At 65.3% G+C, this 13749-nt stretch carries 14 protein-coding genes; 8 read left to right on the top strand and 6 right to left on the bottom strand.

Annotated features, from left to right (window positions below):
• The first annotated feature begins 18 nt into the window (after window positions 1–18).
• The 6 genes from sucB to pilH all read left to right on the top strand — a co-directional run bounded on the left by sucB (window position 19) and on the right by pilH (window position 5793).
• Complete coding sequence (gene sucB, locus IB223_RS07985) at window positions 19–1248, top strand: dihydrolipoyllysine-residue succinyltransferase (protein WP_192201051.1); 1230 nt, start codon at window positions 19–21, stop codon at window positions 1246–1248.
• A 185-nt stretch (window positions 1249–1433) separates the two neighbouring features.
• Window positions 1434–2870 (top strand): dihydrolipoyl dehydrogenase, encoded by a 1437-nt coding sequence (gene lpdA / locus IB223_RS07980; RefSeq protein ID WP_192201050.1) that lies wholly within the window; start codon window positions 1434–1436, stop codon window positions 2868–2870.
• A 109-nt stretch (window positions 2871–2979) separates the two neighbouring features.
• A complete protein-coding gene (locus IB223_RS07975; protein ID WP_192201049.1) occupies window positions 2980–3573 on the top strand; it encodes a TIGR00730 family Rossman fold protein in 594 nt (197 codons plus the stop codon).
• Between the two features lie 409 nt (window positions 3574–3982).
• A complete protein-coding gene (locus IB223_RS07970) occupies window positions 3983–4279 on the top strand; it encodes a GIY-YIG nuclease family protein (protein ID WP_192201048.1) in 297 nt (98 codons plus the stop codon).
• Window positions 4280–4300: 21 nt separating this feature from the next.
• The gene (locus IB223_RS07965; RefSeq protein WP_192201047.1) at window positions 4301–5296 is read left to right on the top strand and encodes an oxidoreductase; all 996 of its coding nucleotides are present in this window, start codon (window positions 4301–4303) and stop codon (window positions 5294–5296) included.
• 104 nt (window positions 5297–5400) lie between these two features.
• On the top strand, window positions 5401–5793 hold the full coding sequence (pilH, locus tag IB223_RS07960; RefSeq protein ID WP_093297747.1) for a twitching motility response regulator PilH: 393 nt from the start codon (window positions 5401–5403) through the stop codon (window positions 5791–5793).
• Window positions 5794–5857: 64 nt separating this feature from the next.
• Here the strand turns inward: pilH and cfa are convergent, their stop codons facing one another.
• The 3 genes from cfa to IB223_RS07945 all read right to left on the bottom strand — a co-directional run bounded on the left by cfa (window position 5858) and on the right by IB223_RS07945 (window position 8190).
• Window positions 5858–6976 carry a cyclopropane fatty acyl phospholipid synthase gene (gene cfa / locus IB223_RS07955; protein ID WP_192201046.1) on the bottom strand — a complete coding sequence of 373 codons (1119 nt, stop codon included), beginning with the start codon at window positions 6974–6976 and terminating at the stop codon, window positions 5858–5860.
• 6 nt (window positions 6977–6982) lie between these two features.
• The gene (locus IB223_RS07950) at window positions 6983–7777 is read right to left on the bottom strand and encodes a DUF3298 and DUF4163 domain-containing protein (protein WP_192201045.1); all 795 of its coding nucleotides are present in this window, start codon (window positions 7775–7777) and stop codon (window positions 6983–6985) included.
• Between the two features lie 119 nt (window positions 7778–7896).
• Window positions 7897–8190, bottom strand: a complete 294-nt coding sequence (locus tag IB223_RS07945; RefSeq protein ID WP_192201044.1) for a GNAT family N-acetyltransferase — start codon at window positions 8188–8190, stop codon at window positions 7897–7899.
• Between the two features lie 198 nt (window positions 8191–8388).
• Here IB223_RS07945 and IB223_RS07940 point away from each other — a divergent pair, with 198 nt between their 5' ends.
• Window positions 8389–8592, top strand: a complete 204-nt coding sequence (locus IB223_RS07940; protein WP_192201043.1) for a hypothetical protein — start codon at window positions 8389–8391, stop codon at window positions 8590–8592.
• Window positions 8593–8737: 145 nt separating this feature from the next.
• On the opposite strand, the gene IB223_RS07935 is transcribed toward IB223_RS07940, so the two are convergent.
• The 3 genes from IB223_RS07935 to IB223_RS07925 form a co-directional block, all read right to left on the bottom strand.
• Complete coding sequence (locus tag IB223_RS07935; protein ID WP_192201042.1) at window positions 8738–9457, bottom strand: histone H1; 720 nt, start codon at window positions 9455–9457, stop codon at window positions 8738–8740.
• Between the two features lie 80 nt (window positions 9458–9537).
• On the bottom strand, window positions 9538–10155 hold the full coding sequence (locus IB223_RS07930) for a rhomboid family intramembrane serine protease (RefSeq protein WP_142125314.1): 618 nt from the start codon (window positions 10153–10155) through the stop codon (window positions 9538–9540).
• A 9-nt stretch (window positions 10156–10164) separates the two neighbouring features.
• Window positions 10165–11781, bottom strand: coding sequence for an MFS transporter (locus tag IB223_RS07925; protein ID WP_192201041.1), 1617 nt, complete (start codon window positions 11779–11781; stop codon window positions 10165–10167).
• A 149-nt stretch (window positions 11782–11930) separates the two neighbouring features.
• On the opposite strand from IB223_RS07925, the gene IB223_RS07920 reads away from it, so the two are divergent.
• Entirely contained in the window at window positions 11931–13685 is a 1755-nt protein-coding gene (locus tag IB223_RS07920; RefSeq protein WP_192201040.1) for a M14 family metallopeptidase, read from the top strand.
• The last annotated feature ends 64 nt before the right edge of the window (window positions 13686–13749 follow it).

Below are 13749 nucleotides of genomic sequence, written 5' to 3'. Positions count from 1 at the left end.
ACCAGGACGTCCCATCCCATGGCCACTGAAGTCAAAGTTCCGGTTCTGCCCGAGTCCGTCTCCGATGCCACCATCGCCGCCTGGCACAAGAAGGTGGGCGACGCGGTCAAGCGCGACGAGAACCTGATGGACCTGGAAACCGACAAGGTCGTGCTGGAAGTGCCCTCGCCCGTCGATGGCGTGCTGAAGGAAATCAAGTTCAAGGAAGGCGACACGGTGACCAGCCAGCAGTTGCTGGCCATCATCGAAGAAGGTGCCGTGGCTGCCGCCGCGCCCGCTGCCGCCGAAGAGAAGAAGCCCGCCGCCGGTGCGCAGGAAGTGCAGCCGAAGGCCGAGGCCGCCAAGGCCGACGCTGCCGCGCCGTCCAGCACCAAGCCGGCCGCCGCTGCCGCCGGCACCGACGGCCTGCCCCCGGGCGCGCGCTTCACCGCCGTCACCCAGGGCATCGACCCGGCCAACGTCGAAGGCACCGGCCGCAAGGGCGCCGTGACCAAGGAAGACCTCATCAACTACGCCAGCGGCAAGACCGCCGGCGTCAGTGGCGGCGCGCGTCCGGAAGAGCGCGTGCCGATGACCCGCATCCGCACGCGCATCGCCGAGCGCCTGATGCAGTCCAAGAACTCCATCGCCATGCTGACCTCGTTCAACGAAGTCAACCTGGCCAAGGTCATGGAGATGCGCAAGGAGCTGCAGGACGACTTCGTGAAGGCCAACGGCATCAAGCTCGGCTTCATGAGCTTCTTCGCCAAGGCCGCCGCCAACGCGCTGCAGCGCCACCCGGTGGTCAACGCCTCGGTCGATGGCAGCGACATCATCTACCACGGCTATGCCGACATCTCGATCGCCGTCTCCACCGAGAAGGGCCTGGTCACGCCGGTGCTGCGCAATGTCGAGCGCATGGGCTTCGGCGACATCGAGAAGGGCATCGCCGAGTACGCCAAGAAGGCGCGCGACGGCAAGCTGGGCCTGGAAGACCTGCAGGGTGGCACCTTCACGATCACCAACGGCGGCACCTTCGGCTCGCTGATGTCCACGCCCATCGTCAACCCGCCGCAGAGCGCCATCCTGGGCATGCACGCCATCAAGGACCGCGCCATCGTCGAGAACGGCCAGGTCATCGCCGCGCCGATGATGTACATCGCGCTGAGCTACGACCACCGCATCATCGACGGCAAGGACGCGGTGCTGTTCCTGGTGGACATCAAGAACCAGCTGGAAAACCCGCACCGCATGCTGCTCGGCATGTGATGCACCGAGCCCCTCTCCCTGCGGGAGAGGGGTTGGGGAGAGGGGCAACGGAGACACACCCTCTGGCCTCGCGATAGAACGCGGCAGCCCCACCTCTGATTTGGAGTCTCCCACTCCATCGCCCCTCATCCGCCCTTCGGGCACCTTCTCCCGAGGGGAGAAGGGAAAAGGCAAAGGACACTGAAATGGCTGAACAATTCGACGTCGTCGTCATCGGTGCCGGTCCTGCCGGCTATCACGCCGCCATCCGTGCCGCGCAGCTGGGCATGAAGGTCGCGTGCATCGACGCCGCGCTGGGCAAGGACGGCAAGCCCGCGCTGGGCGGCACCTGCCTGCGCGTGGGCTGCGTGCCCTCCAAGGCACTGCTGGACTCCTCGCGCCAGTTCTGGAACATGGGCCACCTGTTCGGCGACCACGGCATCAGCTTCAAGGACGCGAAGATCGACGTCGAGGCGATGGTCGGCCGCAAGGACAAGATCGTGAAGCAGTTCACCGGCGGCATCGCGATGCTGTTCAAGGCGAACAAGATCACCCCGTACTACGGCTTCGGCCAGCTGCAGCCCGGCAACGTGGTCAAGGTGAAGCAGCACGATGGCAGCGAAGTCGAGCTGAAGGGCACCAACGTCATCATCGCCGCCGGTTCGGATTCCATCGAACTGCCGTTCGCCAAGTTCGACAACGAGACCATCGTCGACAACGTCGGCGCGCTGGACTTCACCGAAGTGCCGAAGCGCCTGGCCGTGATCGGCGCCGGCGTGATCGGCCTGGAACTGGGCAGCGTGTGGAAGCGCCTGGGCGCCGAGGTCGTGATCCTTGAAGCCCTGCCCGACTTCCTGGCCGCCGCCGACGCGGAAGTGGCCAAGACCGCCGCCAAGGAATTCAAGAAGCAGGGCCTGGACATCCGCCTGGGTGCCAAGGTCAGCAAGACCGAAGTCACCGGCAAGGGCAAGAAGAAGGAAGTCGTGGTCACCTACGCCGATGCAGAAGGCGAGAAGACCCTGACGGTCGACAAGCTGCTGGTCGCGGTCGGCCGCAAGGCCGCCAGCAAGGGCCTGCTGGCCGACGGTACCGGCGTGAAGCTCAACGAGCGCGGCCAGATCGAAGTGGACGACCACTGCCACACCGGCGTGGATGGTGTGTGGGCCGTCGGCGACTGCGTGCGTGGCCCGATGCTGGCGCACAAGGGCTTCGAGGAAGGCATCGCGGTGGCCGAGCTGATCGCCGGCCTTCCCGGCCACGTCAATCTCGACACCGTGCCGTGGGTCATCTACACCGAGCCGGAAATCGCATGGGTCGGCAAGACCGAGAAGCAGCTCAAGGACGAAGGCATCCCGTACAAGGCGGGCAGCTTCCCGTTCGCGGCGATCGCACGCGCCGTTGCCATGGGCGAGCCGGCCGGCTTCGTGAAGGTGCTGGCGCATGCCGAGACCGACCGCATCCTCGGCCTGCACCTGGTCGGCGTGGGCGTATCGGAACTGGTGCACGAAGGCGTCATCACGATGGAGTTCAACGGCTCCGCCGACGACCTGGCCCGCATCTGCCACGCGCACCCCACCCTGTCCGAAGCGATCCACGATGCGGCCATGGCGGTGGACAAGCGCGCCATCCACAAGGCGAACTGAGCCGGGGGAACGCGACAACGTTCCCGCACGCATCGCACGCAGACGCCGGATCATGGTCCGGCGTTTTGCGTTTTCCACGTCTTTGTTGATCACCTCCGGAACCCCTGCAATGAAATCGATCTGCGTCTACTGCGGCTCCAACGCCGGCAACAAGCCCGCCTACACCGAACGCGCCATCGCTTTGGGCGACCGCATCGCGAAGGAAGGCCTGCAGCTGGTCTACGGCGGCGGCAACGTCGGCCTGATGGGCATCGTCGCCGACGCGGTGCTCGCCGCTGGCGGTGACGTCATCGGCGTGATCCCCGAGCAGCTGGTGGGCTGGGAAGTCGCGCACAAGGGCGTCACCCGGCTGGAAGTGGTCGCCAACATGCATGAACGCAAGAAGCGCATGTTCGACCTGTCCGATGCTTTCGTCGCGCTGCCCGGCGGCTTCGGCACACTGGACGAGATGTTCGAGATGCTGACCTGGCGCCAGCTCGGCATCGGCAACAAGCCCTGCGCCTTTCTTGATGTCGAGGGTTTCTACACCCCGCTGATGGGCATGATCGACCGCATGGTGGAGGAGCGCTTCCTGCACCCTGAGCAGCGCAACGACCTCTGGCATGGCGACGACCTCGATGCGATGGTCGCCTGGATGCGCGCCTATACCCCGGCGCAGGCGGACAAATGGATGGATGAGAAGCGGCGGAAGTCGTTGCGCTGAGCTGCGTCTCCGTCGTCCCAGCGAACGCCGGGACCGATCTTGCTCTTGCGGCGACCACCACGGCGCTCACGACCAATGGATTCCAGCGTTCGCTGGAATGACGGGATCGGGCGGATCACATGCCAGCACTCCCCTCCGTCGTCCCAGCGAAGGCTGGGACCCATCTTGCTCTTGCGGCGATCACCACGGCACTCACGGCCAATGGATTCCAGCTTTCGCTGGAATGACGGCTTCGGGCGGATCACGCGCCAGCACTCCCCCTCCGTCGTCCCAGCGAACGCTGGGACCCATCTTGCTCTTGCGGCATTCACCACGACACTCACGGCCAATGGATTCCAGCGTTCGCTGGAATGACGGGGTCGGTCTATAGTCCACTGACGAAACCAAGGACAGGCAAAGGAGAGCCCGCATGCCACGGGAACGGATTCCCTGCGTCTACCTGCTGTCCAGCCAACCACGAGGCACCCTCTACGTCGGTGTAACGTCCGACCTTCCAACACGCATCTGGCAGCACAAGCATGATCAGGTCGATGGCTTCACCCGACGCCATGGCATCCATACTTTGGTCTGGTATGAGGTCCACGCGCAGATGGAATCTGCGATCCTGCGCGAAAAGGCACTGAAAGCCTGGAAGCGGATGTGGAAAATCCAACTGATCGAGGATGTGAATCCGACGTGGTGCGATCTGTACCAGGACATCCTTTGAGACGATAGGGACACAACGACGATGACCCTCACCACCACCTTCAACGCCTTCCGCATCCACAACGACGACGCCGGCTATCGCAGCGGCATCGAGGCGCTGACGCTTGATGCACTCAACCCGGGCGAAGTGATCATCAAGACCGCGTACTCGTCGGTCAACTACAAGGACGCGCTCGCCGGCACCGGCGAAGGCAAGATCCTCCGCAAGTTTCCGCTGGTGGGGGGGATCGACGTAGCCGGGCATGTCGTAGCCTCCACCGATCCCGCTTTCCGGGAGGGCGATGCCGTGCTCGTCACCGGCTGCGGCCTGAGCGAGACGCGCGATGGCGGCTATGCCGAGTACGCCCGGCAGGAGGCGAAGTGGGTCATTCCCCTGCCCGCAGGTCTCAGCCTGCGCGAGAGCATGATCCTGGGCACTGCAGGCTTCACCGCCGCGCTGGCCCTGTTCCGCATGCGCGAGAACCGGCAGACCCCCGACCTGGGGCCGCTCGCGGTCACCGGCGCCACCGGCGGCGTCGGCTCGCTGGCGGTCGACATCTTCAGCAAGGCCGGCTTCGAGGTGCACGCGGTCAGTGGCAAGCCCGAGAATGCGGCCTACCTGAAAGCCATCGGTGCCCGCGAAGTGCTGGGACGCGACGCATTGACGACGGCGCGGCCGATGGAGACCGCGCGCTTCGGTGGCGGGCTGGACAACGTGGGCGGGACGATGCTGGCCAGTCTGCTGGCCCAGACCGTGCCCTACGGCAATGTGGCCACGGCCGGACTGGCCGCCAGTGCCGACCTGCCCGCCACCGTCATGCCCTTCATCATCCGCGGAGTATCCCTCCTGGGCGTGGCCTCGGCCGGCACCGCGCGCGACATCCGGGACGCGGTCTGGCAGCACCTGGCGAGCGACTGGAAGCCCGCCCACCTGGATACCATCTGCACCCGCGAGACCAGCCTGGACGGGCTGCCCGACGTATTCCGCACCATGTTGGCCGGTGGCTCCTTCGGCCGCACGCTCGTGCGAATGGGATGAACGGCAGTGGCGGCACGACGGGCGTCATCTGCTGGCCGCGTTCCCCATTTGTCTTGTCTCGAACACGCTCTACAATCGACGGCGGGGACAATCTGGGGAACTCCATGGCAAAAATTCTGATCGTCGACGATTCACCGTCGCAACTGCTGGGCATCCAGCGCATCGTCGAGAAGCTGGGGCACGAATCCATCACCGCTGAGGACGGCGCGGCCGGCGTGGAAGTCGCCAAGCGCGAGCTCCCGGACATGGTCCTGATGGACGTGGTGATGCCCAACCTCAACGGGTTCCAGGCCACGCGCACGCTCAGCCGCGAAGCCACGACCAAGCACATCCCCGTCATCCTGGTGACCACCAAGGACCAGGACACCGACCGCATGTGGGGCCTGCGCCAGGGCGCCAAGGCCTACCTGACCAAGCCGTTCTCGGAAGACGAACTGGCCGAGGTGATCGAGCGCATCTTCAACGCCCGCGAGCTGCCGTCGCCTCCCTCCGCCTGAACCGGCAGGACATCCACCGACATGCGAAGAGCAGGCCCCGGCCTGCTCTTTCCGTTCCAGCGCTTCATCTTGGCGCCAGGTAGCCTCCGGGGACGCCGCGCGGTGACAGCACGACCTGCCAGAGCTGGGACCGGCGACTGCGGAAGGTGGCCATCGACACTGCAAGATAGAACCGCCACATCCGCCGGAAGCGCTCGTCGTAGCGCGCATCCAGTGCATCCCACGCCGACTCGACGTTCTCACGCCACGCCTGCAGTGTGCGGTCGTAGTCCGTTCCGAAGTTGTGCCAATCCTCCAGTACGAAGCGCCCTTCGATGGCCTGCGTGATCTGCAGCGCGGATGGCAACATCGAATTGGGGAAGATATAGCGCGCTATCCAGGGATCGGTGCGGTTGACCGACCGGATTCCGCCGATGGTATGCAGCAGGAACAGGCCTTCCGCCGGCAGGCAACGGCGCACCACATCGAAATAGCCGGCGTAGTTCTTCACGCCGACATGTTCGAACATGCCCAGCGAGAACGCGGCGTCGAACGACTCGTCCACCTCCCGGTAGTCCTGCAGCCGGATCTCGATCGGCAACCCCGCGCAGAGTGCGGTGGCGTACTCCGCCTGTTCGCGGGAAATGGTGATGCCGACGCCGCTTGCGCCGTAACGCTCGGCCGCGAACTTCAGCGCTTCGCCCCAACCGCAGCCGATGTCGAGCACGCGCATGCCTGGCTGCAGGCGGAGCTTGCGGCAGACAAGATCCAGCTTGGCTTCCTGGGCAGCATCCAGGTCCTTCGCCCCACGCCAATAGCCGCAGCTGTAGACCAGTCGGCGGCCCAGCATCGCGCGGTACAGATCGTTGCCCAGATCGTAGTGGCGTCGCCCGACTTCGCGACTGCGGCGTGGCGATTGCAGGTTGGTCAGGCGCGCACGCAGCGCATCGAAGACCTCGCCTGCCCGGTGCACGCGTTCGTCCAGGCGGGCCGCCAGCAGCCGGAACAGCAGGCCATCCAGCGAGGCCGTGTCCCACCAGCCCTCCATGTAGCTTTCACCCAGGCCCAGCGACCCCTGCCCCAGCACGCGCGCATGGAAGCGCGCATCGTGCACCTGCAGGTCCCACGGCCGGTCCCCTCCGATCAGCACATCCGCTTCGGCCAACAGGTCCGTGATCCTGCGCTGGAAGCGGTGATGTGGCATGCGGCATCAGCGGGCGAACAGCCCCGCGTACTCAGGTGCCACGTGCGGCAGCAGCACGGCGGCCGGCACATCGACCGCCTGGGTACCGTCCGCGTAAGGGCCCACCTGGTAAGGAGGGAAGACGAAACGCAGCGCCGTGATGCGGCCCGCAGCGTCCAGCACGGGTACGAATTCACTGAAATTGCCGGCGTCTGGCTCGGTGCCTTCGTCGATCATCCGCGCGGTGCTCTTGATCAGCGCGGCCCGATCCGTCGGCGCCAGTTCGTCCTCATCGGCCCGGGTCACCACCGCCGTGTGCAGCTGCTCCCGCACGTAGTCGCTGATGGCACGCCATCCTGCAGGACCCGGCACCAGCGCCGCCGCCGTCAGCCGCGTGTCCTGCTGCGGCAGCCAGACGAAGCGCGCGATCAGCGGCTGACCATGTGCGCCCCCGGTATAACGGCTGCCGTCCGCAGCGACTGCCACGATCTGCGGCGTATCCACCACCTGCTCGAACGCCAGCGACAACTCGTACGGTGCGGTGGGCTTGTCGTTGCCGAAGGCCTCCACCGCTTCCATCAGTTCGGCGCGTTCCGCCGTCGCATAGTCCGACAGTGCCTTCGCCAGGCCCGGATACCGGTTGACCGAGGCCGGATAACTGATTCCCACCACATAGCGGTCCGTACTTTCGATGACATCCTTCAGCTCGACCGGCGGGGCAGGCGCGTCAGCGGGCGCCGCGCCAGGCGGGGCGGCATCACCGGCGGCGGTGGGCGGCACCGCGGCCTCGCGCTTGCAGGCGGACAAGGCCAGGACCGCCATCAACAGCAAGGCGGTCCGAAGGAAGGGGGGTGGGGAAATGCTGGGGGACACGTTCGGGCTCCTTCCGGGTGTGTGATGGCCGTCATTCTAGGCCGCGCCATTGCCTTCCTCCAGATACATCAGGCATCCACCAGATCGGCGTACTCGGGATGCCGCTGAACGTATGCGGCGGAGTACGAGCACGCGGGCACGACACGCCAACCCTGCGATCGCGCATGGTCCAGCGCGGCCTTGACCAGGGCAGCGGCGACGCCGCGCCCGCCGATGGCGTCGGGCACGCCGGTATGGTCGATCACCATGCGGCCATCGCGCAGCGAATACAGCAGTTCGGCCTCCCGTCCGTCCAGCCGAGCGGCAAAGCGGCGGGCGGCCGGGTCGTGATGCAGGTCGAGGGAAGGCTGGTCACCGGTCATGGCGTCTCCGTGGCAGGGGGCTCAGGGGCATTGTGACCCAATGCCCACACGTTGCTGTGGCAGAACTGGACGCATCGCGTCACATTCATGCTTGTGAAGGATTCGATGCCCGGGATAAACGTGACGAACGCCTCATAACACATGTTGGCACGATTGCTGCGTGGTACGGCTCAAACGAACTGCAATCCGGAGCCCGCCATGAGCCTGATCGAAGAACTGCCCGACGTCTCCAGCGCCAGCGATTTCACCCTGCTTGAAGGCCTGTACCAGCTCACCGTCACCGGCCACACCAAGGACTGGGAGTTCGAGCGTCTCAACAACGCCGTCTACGAGCGCTTGATGTCCACCTACTCGAGCAGCGACAACGCCGGGGTGCACGCCGTCCACTCGCTGGTGGATTGATCGCACGACCTTTCTACCGGGTGCTCCGGCGCGGCGCAGGGGTCCGCCTTCGGGTGTGACTGCCGCGCCGGAGTCCCGTCCCGGCCGCATCGCCTGACGCGGCCAGCACGTAGTTCCACCTTCCCTTTCTCCAGGGCGTCGCAAGTCACTCGCCGCGATGGTCGCGCTTGCCCTGGTTGCGCCGGTCCTGTGTTCCCGCGCTGCCCTGGATGGCTTTCATCCTGCTTTCGGCAGCATGCAGTTCCAGCGCCTTGCCTGCGGCTTCCGAAGAGACGAATCCCGCACCCGTCGCCGCTCCCTGATCGTGGTGATCGAGCTGTTGCCACGGCGCAGGTTGCCGATCCAGTTCGTGCTTCTGTTCCAGCAACGCGCGCGCTGTTTCGAGCGCCTGCGTCGGCGTGATCCTGCGCGGCGCGCGTTTGCGGGCCGGCGTCTTGCGTGCTGCAGGCTTACTTGTCGTCCGGGAGCCTGCCGCGCTGCCCACCGTCTTCTTCACGGGTGTTGCTGCGGACTTTCTCGCGACCTTCTTCGCAGCACCCTTGCGCGCGGGCTGGGGGCCGCCAACCTTGCCTGTCGTCTTCTTCGCCGCGACCTTGCTGGTTGCTGCCTTCGTTGTCGCTGCCTTCTTTGTCGCGATCTTCTTCGTGGCGGCGCCCGCCTTCCGGGTGCCGACGCGCGGAGTGGCCTGCTTCGTGGCCGCCTTGCCGGTCGTGGTCTTGCGCGTGGCCTTCGTCGTACTCTTCGCGACCTTCCTGGCCACCTTCTTCGCGGCTGCTTTCTTCGCGACCTTCCTGGCGGGCGCTTTCTTCGTGGCGGTCTTGCTCGCGGTCTTGCGGGTTGCCTTGCGTGTCTTTGCGGTTGCCATGCGCTGCTCCACGTGTGAGACGTGGCACCGGGATAACACGCAGGACCTTCAGCGCAGGTGAGCGCTACTGCAATGACGGCTTAACCGAAGCTCGGCTGTGACAATGCTTCCAGGAAATGGCCCAGCACGCGAGGCTCCATCGCCGCGAGGAACAGCACGCCGTAAGCGGCCCCCGCCAGATGCGCGCCGTGGTTGATGTTGTCGCCGCCACGACGGTCCATCCAGATGCTGTAGGCGATGTAGAGCACGGCAAACACGATGGCGGGCATGGGGATGAAGAACACGCCTATCCGCGCCCACGGATCGATCAGGATGTAGGAGAACAGCACCGCCGACACTGCACCGGACGCCCCCAGGCTGCGGTAGTTGGGGTCGTTCTGGTGTTTCAGGTAGGTCGGCAGGATCGACACCACCAGCGCGGAGAAATAGAACGCCACGAAGGTCAGCCGACTGCCGCTGATCTGGGTGATCACCTGTTCCATCAGTCGCCCGAAGAAGAACAGCGTGAACATGTTGAACAGCAGGTGCCAGAAATCCGCGTGGATGAACCCGTAGGTGACCAGCCGGTCGTACTGGCGGTGGCGATGGATCGCGGGCGGCCACAGGATAAGCCGCATCAGCAATGACGGCGTGCGGAATGCGATGAAGCTGACCACGCAGGTCACTGCGATCAGCAGCAGGGTAATGGGTGCGCTCATCCCTCGTCCTTACGCCGCGGTGCGGTAGTTGTCCTGCATGGGATACGTACGCGCGTACAGCGCGAATGCCAATGCCGCCACGAAAGCGAAACCGGCGAAGAAGAACATCAGGAACGCGTTCTCGGTCCAGCCCTGTGTCTGGATCCAGCCGATCACCGCCGGGTCGCGCACGCTGGCGTTGGTCAGCAAGACCCACAACCCGCCGAAGGTGCTTGTCAGGTACCAGAACGCCATGATCACGCCCTTCATGGCCATCGGTGCCTGGCTGTAGGCGAACTCAAGCGCGGTCGCCGATACCAGCACTTCACCGAACGTCAGCAGCAGGTACGGCAGGGTCTGCCAGGCCAGGGACACCTGCTGACCATCGTCCATCTGCAACTGCAGCAGGCCGGCCACGACCCACGACAGCGCGGAGATGGCGATGCCCCATCCCATCCGCCGCAGCGCGGTGACGTTGAAGCCCATCCGGCGCAGCGCCGGATACAGCACGAGGTTGTTGAACGGAATCAGCAGCATGACCATCAGCGGATTCAGCGCCTGCATCTGCGTGGCGTCCTTCACCAGCCGGCTTGGCCACCACCACAGGTCATGCGGAATCTGCATCGCCTTGCCCTGGATGACCCAGGTCGATGCCTTCTGGTCGAACAGCGACCAGAACGGCGTCACCAGCGCGAACACGATCAGGATGCGCAGCACGGAACGCACGCCTTCGATGGCCGCGTCAGGATGCATGCCGCGCGCAGACTCCAGCTGGAGCGATGCACCGAAACCGACACCGGCGATCACCGCGCCCAGCGCCAGGCAGGCGGTGATGACGAATCCCCATGCTTCGGGCCACAGTGCGACACCGGCGAACTTCAGCGCCCACAACAGCAACATCACCCCGCCGCCGATCACGCCCACAGCGGCCACCAGCGTGCCGATGCCACGCTCATTGCCCAACAGGGCGCTGCGGACGATGCTGAGGAACGAATCCGGATCGTTGCCGCGTGACGGCGGCACGTTGACGTACTTCTTGCGCCCCGCCCAGAAGATCAGCGTGGCGATGAACATCAGGATGCCGGGGATGCCGAAGGCCCACGCCGGACCCCAGCTGTTCAACACCAGCGGCATCAGCAGCGAAGCGAAGAACGAACCGAAGTTGATGATCCAGTAGAACGCATCGAAGACCACCTTCGCCTTGGTCTTGTTGGTCTGGTCGAACTGGTCACCGCAGAACGTCACCACGAGGGGTTTTATCCCACCCGAGCCCAGTGCGATCAGGAACAGGCCTGTGTAGAACCCGGTGGCGTGGCTTTCGAACATCGCCAGGCAGGCGTGGCCGGCGCAGTAGATCAACGAGAACCACAGGACGGTGTTGTACTTGCCGAAGTAGCGGTCCGACAGCCAGCCACCGAGCAGCGGGAAGAAATACACGCCGATGACGAAGCTGTGGAACAGATCCTTCGCCGCGCCTTCGCGCGCCGCCTGGTCCGGCAGGTAGGCCAGCAGCACCGAACTGATCAGGAACGGCACCAGGATGTTGCGCATCCCGTAGAAGCTGAACCGTTCGCACGCCTCGTTGCCGATGATGTAGGGAATCTGGCGGGGCATGCGGCCCTGGCTGGCTTCTGCGGTCGTGCTCATCCGATCTTCCGGTGAAAAAGTCCCGGAAGGTTACCGTATCCGCCCGCGCAGGGTCGAACCACCCGGGTGCCGGGCACGCGGACAACGGGGACTGGGACTGACCGCGATTGCGCGGCATCATTCGCCCCTGCCCTGTTCAGGATTTTTCCATGCTGCGTCCCCTCTACGCCGTGTTGTTGCTGGTCCTTGCACCACTGACGCACGCCACGCCTCCCCTCGCCACCGTGTCGGAGCGCTCGGGGTTCGTTGAAACCGGGCGTTACGACGAGGTCATCGCGTTGTGCGACGCGTTTGCGCGCCAGTACCCCAAGGCGGTGCGCTGCCACACCTTCGGCACCTCGCCGGAGGGACGCCCGATGAAAATGCTGGTGGCCTCGACCAGTGGCGCGCTGACGCCGGACCTGGCACGCAAGCGCGGACTTCCCGTCGTGCTGGTGCAAGGCGGCATCCATGCCGGCGAGATCGACGGCAAGGACGCCGGCTTCCTGGCGCTGCGCGAGGTGCTCGAAGGCAAGGCAGCGAACGGTGCGCTGGACAAGCAGGTGTGGCTGTTCGTGCCGGTATTCAACGTGGACGGCCACGAGCGCTTCGGCGCATGGAACCGGCCCAACCAGCGCGGCCCGAAAGAGATGGGCTGGCGCACCACCGCGCAGAACTTCAACCTCAACCGCGACTACCTGAAAGCCGACACCCCGGAGATGCGGGCGATGCTGCAGCTCGTAGAGCGTTGGGATCCACTGGTCACGGTGGACCTGCACGCGACCAACGGCGCGCAGTTCGAGCACGACATCTCCATCCAGGTGGAGCCCGTGCATGCCGGCGATGCGGGGCTGCGGCAGGCGGGCCTGGCCCTCAGGACGTCGGTGATCGGCGATCTCGCCGCGCAGGGTTCGCTGCCCCTCCCCTACTACCCATCCTTCGTCGTCAATGACGATCCGACTTCGGGCTTCGAGGACAGCGTGGCACCGCCCCGCTTCTCGCATGGCTACTTCCTGCTCCGCAACCGGATCGCGATGCTGGTCGAAACGCATTCCTGGAAGGAGTACCCGGTACGGGTGAAGATCACCCGCAACACGGTGGTGTCGGTACTCGAACAGGTGGCGGCGCACGGCCGCGACTGGCTCGCCAGTGCACGGGAAGCCGATGCCGCCGCCGCGCAACTCGCCGGCCACCCCGAGCCGCTGACCTATGCGGCCGCGCCCGCCGCGCGTACCGTGGATTTTCGCGGATACGCCTACACGCGCACCCGCTCGGATGTCTCCGGCGCACTGATGACGCGCTACGACGAAACAACACCGCAGCTCTGGAAAGTGCCGCTGAAGGATGACATCCGACCCGCCCTCGTCATCGATGCGCCCGGAGCGGGCTACCTGGTGCCCGCCGCGGAAGCGTCCTGGGTTGCCGATGTACTGAAGACGCATGGCGTGGAGTATCGGCTCCTGGGCAAACCCTGGCAGGGTGACGTGGCCGCGTTTCGCGCCACGAAATCCAGCTTCGGCAGCAGCCCGGTGGAAGCCCGCCAGCGTCTGACGGTGGAAGGCGACTGGAGGCGGGAAGCTCGCAGCGTGCCGGCCGGCACGCTGTTCGTGCCCATCGCGCAGGCGAAGTCGCGCCTGGTCATGGCGCTGCTTGAACCACAGGCGCCCGATTCATTGCTCGCCTGGGGCCGCTTCAACAATGCGTTCGAGCGTAAGGAGTACATGGAAGACTACGTGGCCGAGAGCGTGGCACGCGAGATGTTGCGCGACCCTGCCGTGAAGGCCGAGTTCGAACGCCGGCTGCGTGAAGACAAAGCCTTCTCCGACGATCCCGCTGCACGGCTCGAATTCTTCTATCGCCGACACCCATCATGGGACGAACGCTATCGGCTCTATCCGGTCTTGCGCGTCGACACGAACCCGTGATACCTCGATGGGATTGCAGGAGCGGGCCGTCACCCCTCGCACCGCTGCTGCAGAAGTTGCTGAC

It is taken from the genome of Pseudoxanthomonas sp. PXM03, assembly GCF_014852005.1.
GTDB lineage: Bacteria > Pseudomonadota > Gammaproteobacteria > Xanthomonadales > Xanthomonadaceae > Pseudoxanthomonas_A.
Note: the sequence above shows the minus strand (reverse complement) of the source record. Positions and strands in the feature narration are given on the sequence as shown.

Coding starts and splice junctions, on each gene's coding strand:
- lpdA (WP_192201050.1), top strand. CDS start 1,434: ATGGCTGAACAATTCGACGTCGTCGTCATCGGTGCCGGTCCTGCCGGC.
- pilH (WP_093297747.1), top strand. CDS start 5,401: ATGGCAAAAATTCTGATCGTCGACGATTCACCGTCGCAACTGCTGGGC.
- IB223_RS07935 (WP_192201042.1), bottom strand. CDS start 9,457: ATGGCAACCGCAAAGACACGCAAGGCAACCCGCAAGACCGCGAGCAAG.
- IB223_RS07920 (WP_192201040.1), top strand. CDS start 11,931: ATGCTGCGTCCCCTCTACGCCGTGTTGTTGCTGGTCCTTGCACCACTG.
- IB223_RS07940 (WP_192201043.1), top strand. CDS start 8,389: ATGAGCCTGATCGAAGAACTGCCCGACGTCTCCAGCGCCAGCGATTTC.
- cfa (WP_192201046.1), bottom strand. CDS start 6,976: ATGCCACATCACCGCTTCCAGCGCAGGATCACGGACCTGTTGGCCGAA.
- IB223_RS07950 (WP_192201045.1), bottom strand. CDS start 7,777: ATGGCGGTCCTGGCCTTGTCCGCCTGCAAGCGCGAGGCCGCGGTGCCG.
- IB223_RS07975 (WP_192201049.1), top strand. CDS start 2,980: ATGAAATCGATCTGCGTCTACTGCGGCTCCAACGCCGGCAACAAGCCC.
- sucB (WP_192201051.1), top strand. CDS start 19: ATGGCCACTGAAGTCAAAGTTCCGGTTCTGCCCGAGTCCGTCTCCGAT.
- IB223_RS07930 (WP_142125314.1), bottom strand. CDS start 10,155: ATGAGCGCACCCATTACCCTGCTGCTGATCGCAGTGACCTGCGTGGTC.
- IB223_RS07945 (WP_192201044.1), bottom strand. CDS start 8,190: ATGACCGGTGACCAGCCTTCCCTCGACCTGCATCACGACCCGGCCGCC.
- IB223_RS07925 (WP_192201041.1), bottom strand. CDS start 11,781: ATGAGCACGACCGCAGAAGCCAGCCAGGGCCGCATGCCCCGCCAGATT.
- IB223_RS07965 (WP_192201047.1), top strand. CDS start 4,301: ATGACCCTCACCACCACCTTCAACGCCTTCCGCATCCACAACGACGAC.
- IB223_RS07970 (WP_192201048.1), top strand. CDS start 3,983: ATGCCACGGGAACGGATTCCCTGCGTCTACCTGCTGTCCAGCCAACCA.